This is a genomic window from Candidatus Hydrogenedentota bacterium (genome assembly GCA_012523015.1).
In the GTDB taxonomy this organism is placed as follows: Bacteria; Hydrogenedentota; Hydrogenedentia; order Hydrogenedentales; family CAITNO01; genus JAAYBJ01.
In genome coordinates, this window is record JAAYJI010000161.1 from 1 (window position 1) to 9,604 (window position 9,604).

Here is a 9,604-nt window from a genome sequence, read left to right on the forward strand (position 1 = left end):
GAAAGTTGAAACCGTCCCATGCCTTCGCTCCGCTACGCCCTCAGCCCTCAGGGCTGCCCCTATCGGGGACGGGCTACGCTACGCGAAGGCATGGCTAGAGAGGGCAGCCAAAGCCCTCACGTCACAGAACAAGGAGACACAGATTTCCACCTTAAATTTGGCGATCCGTGGTCTAAGAATGGGGTAAAGCGCAGCTCATCTTTCCAAATCAACCTTGAAAACCGGGTAAATTTTGAATGACAGGCAGGTAAATAAGTAAACTTAACCTAGACTCCAAGTCACAAGTCGCGTGACCGGAAAAATTACCAACTTCCATAGCAGGAGAACAGGGCAGTATTAATGAGTGAAAAAGATAGAAAAAAAACTGCAGATATCATAAATAAACAAACACAAGGGACACCCAAGGGCGATGTACAAGCAGGTCGCTCACAAAGCGAATCCCAACGAAATACGGGTTTTATTGCCCGATTAAGCGGACGACTGAATGAGACCATGCAGAGTAATCGAGGCGGAGGGGGAGGAGCTGCACCCGTTGTTGCTGCGCCAACCCAGGTACAACGACCCGTTCAAGATATTGCACCAACACGTGTACGTACTAACAAAGGACAACAAAAAATGTTTATTCCCGAAGGGGTTGTGATCAATGGATCACTGTCAGGCGCATCAGAAGCCGAAATTCACGGACGCATTGAAGGTGATATAAATGTTAAGGCAACACTTTTCTTAGGCAAAAGCGCTACTGTTACAGGTAATGTCAAAGCAGCCACTTGCCAGGTAGAAGGCCTTATACAAGGTGAAATTATTTGTACTGAGGATTTGATTGTGAGCTCCACCGGACGTTTAGAGTCCAGTGCGGAAGCAGGTAAACAAGTACGTATTGCCGGCAATGTTACGGGCAATATCAATACGCCCGGTACCTTGCGTATTGAGGCGGGCGGTGTCATTAATGGTGATGTACAAGCCCGTGTCTTTTCCATGAGTGAAGGCGCAGAATTGAATGGGCGCTGTTCCATGCGCTCCGCCGCCGATCAACAAGGGCTTTCTGCCCCAAAAGAAGACAAAGGTCAATCTAAATAATGTTTCTCTATTACAGGTTTTATCCGGTTGATATCTTAATCATTCCGGCAATTATTTTTGCGCTTTGGGCACAATTTCGTGTTAAATCTGCCTATCAAAAATATGCCAAAATAAGAACCGAATCCGGCATAACCGGCGCTGATGTGGCGCGGAAAATCATGATGCGGGCCGAAGTGAAAAATGTTAATATTGAAGCTATTCCCGGAGAGCTAACCGATCACTACGACCCGACAAAAAAAGTATTACGTCTGTCGTCAGAAGTATATTCCGGGACTTCTATTTCAGCACTGGGCATTGCTGCCCACGAGGTGGGCCACGCGATTCAAGACGCTAAAGATTACAAATATATGCGTTTGCGCCACCTTATGTATCCGATTTCCTCTATTGGCTCCACTTTGGCATTTCCACTTTTTTTTATAGGGTTAATTTTTAATTTTACATTCAGTGCCATATTAATACGCGTAGGCATTTGGATGTTTTCCGCTGCAGTAGCATTTACCGTGGTGACCTTGCCTGTAGAATTTGACGCCAGCAGAAGAGCCATTCAAGCCCTTGAAGCAGGCGGATTTATGTCTCGTGAAGAAATCTCAGGGGTACGCTATGTTCTCGGTGCCGCCGCCATGACCTATGTCGCCGCCGCCGCTACAGCAGTTATTCAACTTCTACGACTGATTATGATAGCCAGAAGCCGCAACTGATATCATGGTTTATGACAAAGGTATACCATTGTCGGTGTATTCAACCTACCTTCGGGCGATGCTTGTCTGTCTTGCATGCCTGCTATTGTGCAGCCCTGCCTTGTCCGATGATCTATTAACGGTGCGTATGAAGGGCAGTGCGGAAGGGGTGGGTCTGTCAGCGCGAAAAGCCGCTATCGAAAACGCCTGTCAACTGGTTGTGGAAGAAGTACTGCAAGCCATGACCAGTATCTCCGACATGGCGCTTTTTAAATCCATTTTAGGGCAAGCTTCCCGATATATCCCGCAATACGACCTGTTGCGTTCCGATTCTTTCGACACAACCACAGTCGTCGAAATAGATGCACATCTCCTCGAAACTCCATTGAAACGGGATGCGGCCGCTATTATGTTACCTCGATTACCCCGCAAGCCCACGGTGCGCCTGCTTTTAGCGGAATACATCGGTTCCGAAGCGGCCTCAGGTGGACCTACCTTTGATATTGCGGCGTCAGCATTACGAAAAACAATGGAAGAGTATGGTTTCATTGTAAAAGATCTTCTCGACTTGCTCGACCATTACGAAATAGACGAATTGGTCGCGATTACCCAAGGGGATGTCCCTACCACTGCCGCCTTCGCACGGGCCAATAAGGAAGATGTGATTATCGTTGGCTCCGTCACCACCTCTCACGAAGCACTGCGTCAAGAAACCAATATGTATCGTAACCGTGCACGGGCTGTGCTGCGCGTTATTTCCGGTCCTGACGGCAAGATTCGTGATACCTTAACTGCGGAAGCTGCCGTGCAAAGTGTGGATCCAGTGGAAGGGGGCGTGCAAGCCGCCCAAGATGCCTGCGGCAAGTTGGTAGGCGATAGTGTCGTCGCCATTGTGCTTTCCATGCTCAGCATGGAAGATGAAACACGGGTCATCGTGCAAATAGAACGTCCGGGCAGTGAGAAGCTTTTTCAAGAATTTGTAGATACTTTGAATGGTCTTGATTGTATCCGCGGGGTAGAACAACTTTTTTATTCCGATACGCTCGCACGGATTGCCCTGGAATATTACGGAGACATGGCTTTTATTAATGACATGCTGTCCGGCATAACCCTCGGCAAGTACAAGGTGGAGGTTAGCCGTTGCGTTCGCCGAGAAATAACGTTATTATTTAGATAAGTATGATTTAGATTTTCAACGGGTCACCTTCCGACCGATGTTTATGAAATCCGTGGTCTTTCGTATGAAATGATTCTGTTAGCGTGAATGATCCTAAGCCTAAGGAGAAATGAATATGCGTTATCTTGCCAGCGTCGGTGTTGTTTTGGGTATGGTTGCAACCCTATTTACGCAAGAGGCTGCCGCGATGAAAGACTATCCTATTGCGCCCGTCCCCTTTACCCACATCCAAATTCAGGACAATTTTTGGTCACCACGAATGGACACGAATCGGGAGGTGACTTTACCGGCTAACTTCAGGAAATCGGAGGACACAGGACGGATCCGTAATTTTGCCAAAGCCGGCGGCTTAATGGACGGACCCCATGAAGGAATTTACTTCAATGATTCTGATGTCTTTAAAATTGTGGAAGGCGCGGCCTATACGCTGGCGATGCATCCGGATCAGGAATTAGATCAATATCTGGATGACCTGATCACGCTATTCGCAGCGGCGCAAGAAGAGGATGGGTATTTATATACAGCCCGTACTATTGACCCTGAGAATGCATCGAAAGATATTGGAAAAGAACGGTGGGAAAACATTCGCAGCGCCCACGAATTGTATAACGTGGGGCATATGTATGAGGCGGCTGTCGCCCACTTCCTCGCTACGGGAAAACGTACGTTGTTGGACGTTGCAATAAAGAATGCGGATCTCGTCTGTTCGGTTTTTGGACCGGATAAAAAATATGCAGTTCCCGGTCATGAAGAAATTGAAATAGGATTGATGAAACTCTATCGCGTGACAGGCGACGAAAAATATTTTCATATGGCACAATTTTTTATTGAGGAACGGGGACGTTCCGAAAATAGGGAGCCATTCGGCGATTACTGCCAAGACCAAAAACCATTGGCCGAACAGGATGAGGCAGTGGGGCATGCTGTACGGGCGGGCTATTTCTATGCCGGAGCCACCGATGTCGCCGTATTCACGGAAAATCCAGATTTTATGGCGGCTCTGGATCGTATTTGGCGCAACAAGACGGAACGGAAGCTCTATTTAACCGGCGGGATTGGCGCTTTGCATCGCGGTGAACAATTTGGCAGTGATTATGAGTTGCCCAATGCCACAGCCTACGCAGAGACCTGCGCCGCCATTGCGAATATCTTTTGGAATCACCGCATGTTCTTGGCTAAGGGTGAAGCCAAATATATGGATGTCTTGGAACGTGCTCTCTACAATGGCTTTCTTTCAGGAGTAGCCCTCACCGGAGACGCCTTCTTTTATGTCAATCCGCTGGCATCAGACGGCGTTTCGCCCTTTAATCAGGGCGCTTGTCTCCGACAACCGTGGTTTGGCTGCTCTTGCTGTCCCACCAATATTGTACGTTTGCTGCCCTCATTGCCAGGATATATCTATGCAGTAAAAGAAGACTGTGTTTACGTGAATCTGTATATGGGCAATAAGGCAACTTTTGAGCTGGCAGGCGATCCGCTCACCTTGGAACAACAGACCACTTATCCTTGGGACAGCAGTGTTGTACTGACGGTAACCCCGCAATCGACGAAAGACTTTGAATTGCGCCTGCGTCTACCTGGCTGGGCACAAGGACAACCGGTACCGGGAGATTTATACCGCTATGCAGATCCGAAACCTGAAAATACCCTTTTGTATATAAACGACCGGCAAGTAGACTTTAGCGTTGACTCACAAGGCTATATCAGCGTACGGCGTAACTGGGCGGCTGGGGATAGGGTACGGCTCGAACTTCCCATGACTGTACATGTCGTAAAAGCCCATGAAAAAGTAGAAGAAAATTCCTATCGCGTCGCGATTGAGCGGGGACCGTTGGTGTATTGTGCTGAAGCCATAGACAACGATGGAAGAGTGGGGAACCGCTTTTTAACCGACAATCACGACTGGCAAATCAAAGACCTTGATATATTACCGGGCAAACAAGTGCAAGCCCTGGTAACGGAAGCACAGGCACTCTATAAAGATGAGGACAAGGAACTTGTCCAAATATGCGAAGAGCCATTAACACTCATCCCTTACTATGCGTGGGCACACCGAGGCGCCGGTGAAATGCAGGTGTGGATTGCCGCTGACAAAACAACGGCAGAATTATCACCTAAACAGACGATTGCTTTCACAGAGAAGGTCTCGGCGTCCCATTGTTGGGAACACGACAGCCCGAGAGCGATGAATGATCTAAGAGAACCTGAATCATCGCAAGATTACAGTATTCCACGCTTTACGTGGTGGCCTCGTACTGGCTCCGAAGAATGGGCGGAATACACTTTCCCCAAGGAAATGACCTTAACGCAAGTAAAAGTCTATTGGTTTGATGATGCGCCGCAAGGCGGCTGCCGCGTACCCGCCAAATGGGAGATTCAATACAAGCACGGCGACGAATGGCTGCCCGTACAGCATAAAGAGCCCTATAAAACGCGAATCAACGAATATAACGAAGTTAACTTCGATCCGGTCACCACGAAGGCTTTACGCCTTGTCGTACGCCTCAGAAGAAATTTTTCAGCCGGTATATTAGAATGGCAAGTAGCTGAATAACACTGCCTTTATCGTTTATAAGAACGGAGTACTGCTGTTAAACGGAAAGAAGGGAGAAATATATCCATGACACAGTCCGGAATCTTTATTGGTGTTGATGTCGGTACGAGCGGCACGAAAGCCATTGCAATTGATCAGAACGGCACAAGATTGGCAACGGCTTTCCGCGAATATCCCTTGTCCAGCCCGAAACCAAACTGGGCGGAACAAGATCCGGCACATTGGCGAAAAGCGGCTCTAGATGTATTGGCGGAACTGTCATCCAAGATAGATTCCAAACGCGTAGCCGCCATAGGGCTTACGGGGCAAATGCATGGTTCCGTATTTTTAGACGCGAAGAATCAGGTGCTGCGACCCGCTTTATTGTGGTGCGATCAACGGACCTCGGCGCAATGCGACTATATTACGGAGAAAGCCGGGGGCGAGGCGGCTCTGGTGGCCCTCGTCGGGAGTCCAGCCCTCACGGGTTTCACCGCCCCAAAAATCCTGTGGCTCCGAGATCATGAGCCTGAATTGTTCGAAAAAACACGGAAAGTCTTATTACCCAAAGATTATATTCGTTGGGTCCTTACCGGCGAGTATGCAACCGATGTGGCGGATGCTTCGGGAACCTTGCTTTTTGATGTAAAACAACGCAAATGGCATCAAGGACTGATGACGCTCCTCGACCTCGACCCAGATCTGATGCCGCCCGCCTACGAAGGCCCTGAAATTACCGGAAAACTCAGCCCTAACATTGCGGAAGAGGTGGGCTTGCCCGCCGGAACCATCGTTGTGGCAGGGGGCGGGGATCAAGCTGCCGGTGGCGTTGGCTGCGGAATTGTGCGCACGGGCGCAGTTTCCTCCGCCTTGGGGACGAGCGGCGTTGTTTTTGCCTTTTCCAACGAAGTACAGTACGATCCTAAGGGACGGGTCCATACATTTTGCCATGCCGTTCCCGGGAAATGGCACGTTATGGGGGTCATGTTAAGCGCAGGCGGCGCCCTTCAATGGTATCGCAACCAACTCTGTTTTGAAGAATTAGAAGCTGCGAAACAGAACAATAGGGATGTCTATGACATTATTACGGAAGAAGCTGAAAAGATCCCTTGTGGCGCTGAGGGACTCCTGTTTCTGCCCTATTTGACCGGTGAGCGAGCTCCACACCGAGATCCTTACGCCAAGGCGGCATTCCTCGGGCTGTCCCTGCGCCATACGAAGGCACATATGGCAAGGGCCGTGCTGGAAGGGGTTGCCTTTGGAATGCGTGACAGCCTGGATATTATGCGCGAGATGGGCATCCCGCTGGAAGTATCACGGGTTTCAGGGGGCGGCGCGAAAAGCGCGCTGTGGCGACAAATCATGGCCGATACCGGTCGAATTGAAATTGCCCAAATCAACGTGGATGAGGGCCCTGCCTTCGGCGCTGCAATTTTAGCGGGAGTGGGGGCAAAAGCCTTTTCTTCCGTTGAAGAGGCATGCGACGCCATGATCCGGGAAACGAACAGGATTTCCATAATTGAAGAGAATGCCGCCAAATACGATGCCTATCTCCGTGAATTCCGCTTGGCATACCTAGGCTTAAAAGAACGCTTTGAAAGTCTGGCGAAACTCCTCGACTAAGGCGTTTAAAGACCTTTCCTCTGACGCAAGAGGTCGATATACATCTTCAACGACAAACCCTAGTTATTGCTTGACAAACAACCTTTGTTTTGCTTTTATTAAGATTATTGTGTTTTTTGTTTATTTTTAAGATATAAGCAACTTATGGTGAAATAGAACGATAGACGCTTAGATACATGAGATGCCTCACGAAGCATTACAGAGCGTTATTCTCCGCCTAGTTTAAGTTAAAGTGGGGGAGAGAGGAGCCTCTTCATACCTTCGCCATCCCAATCCGCCATGTTACGCAGAGTTTCTAGCATCTTTTGGCGCAGCTTCGGATCTTTGAAAAATACCCCCCCATAATTTTAAGTAGCCGGCAACAGTCCTCACCCAACAGCAAAGTTCACAAAAGATAAACTTAAAGGAAAGAATTTTTAAGGAGAAAAAATCGGCGGACCCTATCTAAGCCCTTCAAAAGAGAAGCGGGAATGACCCTCGGGGCACAATTTGATTTTAAGGGGGTTAAGAGGTCTATAGACTGGCTTAGCGCCTCAAATTCGTCAAAAGGCGGCCTTGTCTCTCATTCATACAGGCAGTAGGGCGTTATTTATTATCCACACATAACGTCCGATAATATATATTATGTTGCTTAAAGAGATAAGATAAATCTCATTAAATAGCGTCGATCTAGGGATTGATCTATCTTGATCTATGTATCAGGATCATACATTTAAGACTTCGTAACGACAAAGTAATACTCCAAATATATTTCCGTCAATTTTTAAACAAATAAACACCTAATTGCTTTTATAAGGTACCCGATGTTTTATCCTTGTGGTATTGATTAATCGTTACTGATAAAATAAGTGACTCTTAAAAAGTATTGGATATTTTCAGTATATTTTTTCCGTGTTCTATTTTTAAGCAATAGCCAGTTTTTGAAAATATTTATTCTTCTGTTTTCATAAATTGAAATCAAGAGAAATAAAGAAAGAGATGTGTTCTAAAATCAAACGCAGCATTATAATCGTTAAAAATAGAACACTCTCCCTTCTCCCCTATGTATAAAAAGGTCACTAACGCGCCCTCAAATGGTGATACACGGCATTTCTTTTAGGCTCTTCTCTTCCCCCGAATTGAGGCCCGCCCTATAGGTGGACATATTTTTTAGCAAATTCTAATATTCATTTTTCATGAAAATAATCCTTGGTGAAGACCGCTTCAAGGTCGTAGACCCTTTTGCCTTTCTCGTCAAGAGAAATGAATAGACCGCCTTTTATCTCGGAGAAAGACCTTTTATGAGCACAGCTTTCCTTTGCGAATGTGGAAGCCTATAGTGCCGTCTTTTGATTTGGATAGTCTTTTAGAAATGGAGAGGAAGGGGATTTTATGGGCGGATCGCGGTGCAGCCTGCCGGTGATCTGGTGGTTTTGAAGGGAGGGAAAAAGGTGCTATCTTCTCATCTTATAGAAAGTCGTTATCAGATCTAAGGCAGTCTTTTTACAACTTGTGATTTCATATAATTCAGTGAAGAAGCATATTCATAAAAAATCGCACCATACTAAAATAATACATGAAATTAGTAGTATCATACTATTGGCAGCAACGAGGTCTTTTGCTTTGCTGCCTCAAAATATCGCTGATTCGAGAGGAATCAGGCGCACTGGGAACACAGCCCATAAGTCAAACTGTGGCCCCGTTTACCGGCGAAATATTCCTGAATGTTGTTGTAGGTTATTTCAGCGATTTTCTGTAATGCCTCGTGGGTTAAAAATGCCTGGTGACTGGTCACTAAAACGTTGTTAAAGGTGAGCAGCCGAGCCAACACATCATCGGTGATAACCCCATCTGATTTATCTTCATAGAAATATTCAGATTCTTCCTCGTATACGTCAAGGCCTGCACAGGCTATTTTCCCGGTCTTGAGACCGCGAATGAGCGCCTTCGTGTCCACCAGTGCTCCACGGCTCGTATTAATAAGCATTACGCCTTGCTTCATCTTTGCAATGGAATCATCGTTAATCATGTATTTGGTGCTTGGCAGCAGCGGCACATAGAGACTAATAATATCGGATTCTGCGAAAATGGTGTCTAAATCGGTGTACTCAATGCGGGAATTCTTACGAAGTTCTACATCCGGATAGGGATCAAAGGCGAGCACCTTGCAGTGAAATCCCGTGAGTATTTCAGCAGCATGCCTCCCTATCCTTCCCGTTCCAATGATTCCCGCCGTCTTATTATGCATTTCAAATCCAACCATCCCATTTAAGGAGAAATTGCCTTCCCGCACGCGTGCATGAGCTCGAACCAAGTGGCGGCTTAAGACCAGCATCAGCGCTACGCTGTGTTCTGCAATGGAGGGCGGCGAATAGGAAGGGACGCGGGTAACGGTGATACCGTAGGCGGCGCAAGCCTCCAGATTTACATTGTTATATCCGGCGCAGCGCAGTGCGATGAGACGTATTCCCATGGCAGCCAGCCGTTTTGCCACGGTATCATCCACAATATCATGGACGAAAATACACACGGCATCAA

At 47.4% G+C, this 9,604-nt stretch carries 6 protein-coding genes; 5 read left to right on the plus strand and 1 reads right to left on the minus strand.

Annotation, left to right across the window (positions count from 1 at the left end; all coding sequences use genetic code 11):
• Positions 1-339 precede the first annotated feature (339 nt).
• The 5 genes from GX117_06955 (at position 340) to xylB (ending at position 7,087) form a co-directional block, all read left to right on the plus strand.
• A complete protein-coding gene (locus tag GX117_06955; protein NLO33076.1) occupies positions 340-1,077 on the plus strand; it encodes a polymer-forming cytoskeletal protein in 738 nt (245 codons plus the stop codon).
• On the plus strand, positions 1,077-1,775 hold the full coding sequence (locus tag GX117_06960) for a zinc metallopeptidase (GenBank protein ID NLO33077.1): 699 nt from the start codon (positions 1,077-1,079) through the stop codon (positions 1,773-1,775). The genes GX117_06955 and GX117_06960 overlap by 1 nt, the downstream gene beginning before the upstream one ends.
• A 4-nt stretch (positions 1,776-1,779) precedes the next feature.
• Positions 1,780-2,931, plus strand: a complete 1,152-nt coding sequence (locus GX117_06965) for a hypothetical protein (protein ID NLO33078.1) — start codon at positions 1,780-1,782, stop codon at positions 2,929-2,931.
• 115 nt (positions 2,932-3,046) lie between these two features.
• Positions 3,047-5,485, plus strand: coding sequence for a glycoside hydrolase family 127 protein (locus GX117_06970; protein ID NLO33079.1), 2,439 nt, complete (start codon positions 3,047-3,049; stop codon positions 5,483-5,485).
• Positions 5,486-5,551: 66 nt separating this feature from the next.
• Complete coding sequence (xylB, locus tag GX117_06975) at positions 5,552-7,087, plus strand: xylulokinase (protein ID NLO33080.1); 1,536 nt, start codon at positions 5,552-5,554, stop codon at positions 7,085-7,087.
• Between the two features lie 1,636 nt (positions 7,088-8,723).
• On the opposite strand, the gene GX117_06980 is transcribed toward xylB, so the two are convergent.
• Positions 8,724-9,604, minus strand: an 881-nt coding sequence (locus tag GX117_06980; GenBank protein ID NLO33081.1) for a 2-hydroxyacid dehydrogenase, incomplete at its 5' end; no start/stop codon positions are given.

Coding starts and splice junctions, on each gene's coding strand:
- GX117_06955 (NLO33076.1), top strand. CDS start 340: ATGAGTGAAAAAGATAGAAAAAAAACTGCAGATATCATAAATAAACAA.
- GX117_06965 (NLO33078.1), top strand. CDS start 1,780: ATGGTTTATGACAAAGGTATACCATTGTCGGTGTATTCAACCTACCTT.
- GX117_06970 (NLO33079.1), top strand. CDS start 3,047: ATGCGTTATCTTGCCAGCGTCGGTGTTGTTTTGGGTATGGTTGCAACC.
- GX117_06960 (NLO33077.1), top strand. CDS start 1,077: ATGTTTCTCTATTACAGGTTTTATCCGGTTGATATCTTAATCATTCCG.
- xylB (NLO33080.1), top strand. CDS start 5,552: ATGACACAGTCCGGAATCTTTATTGGTGTTGATGTCGGTACGAGCGGC.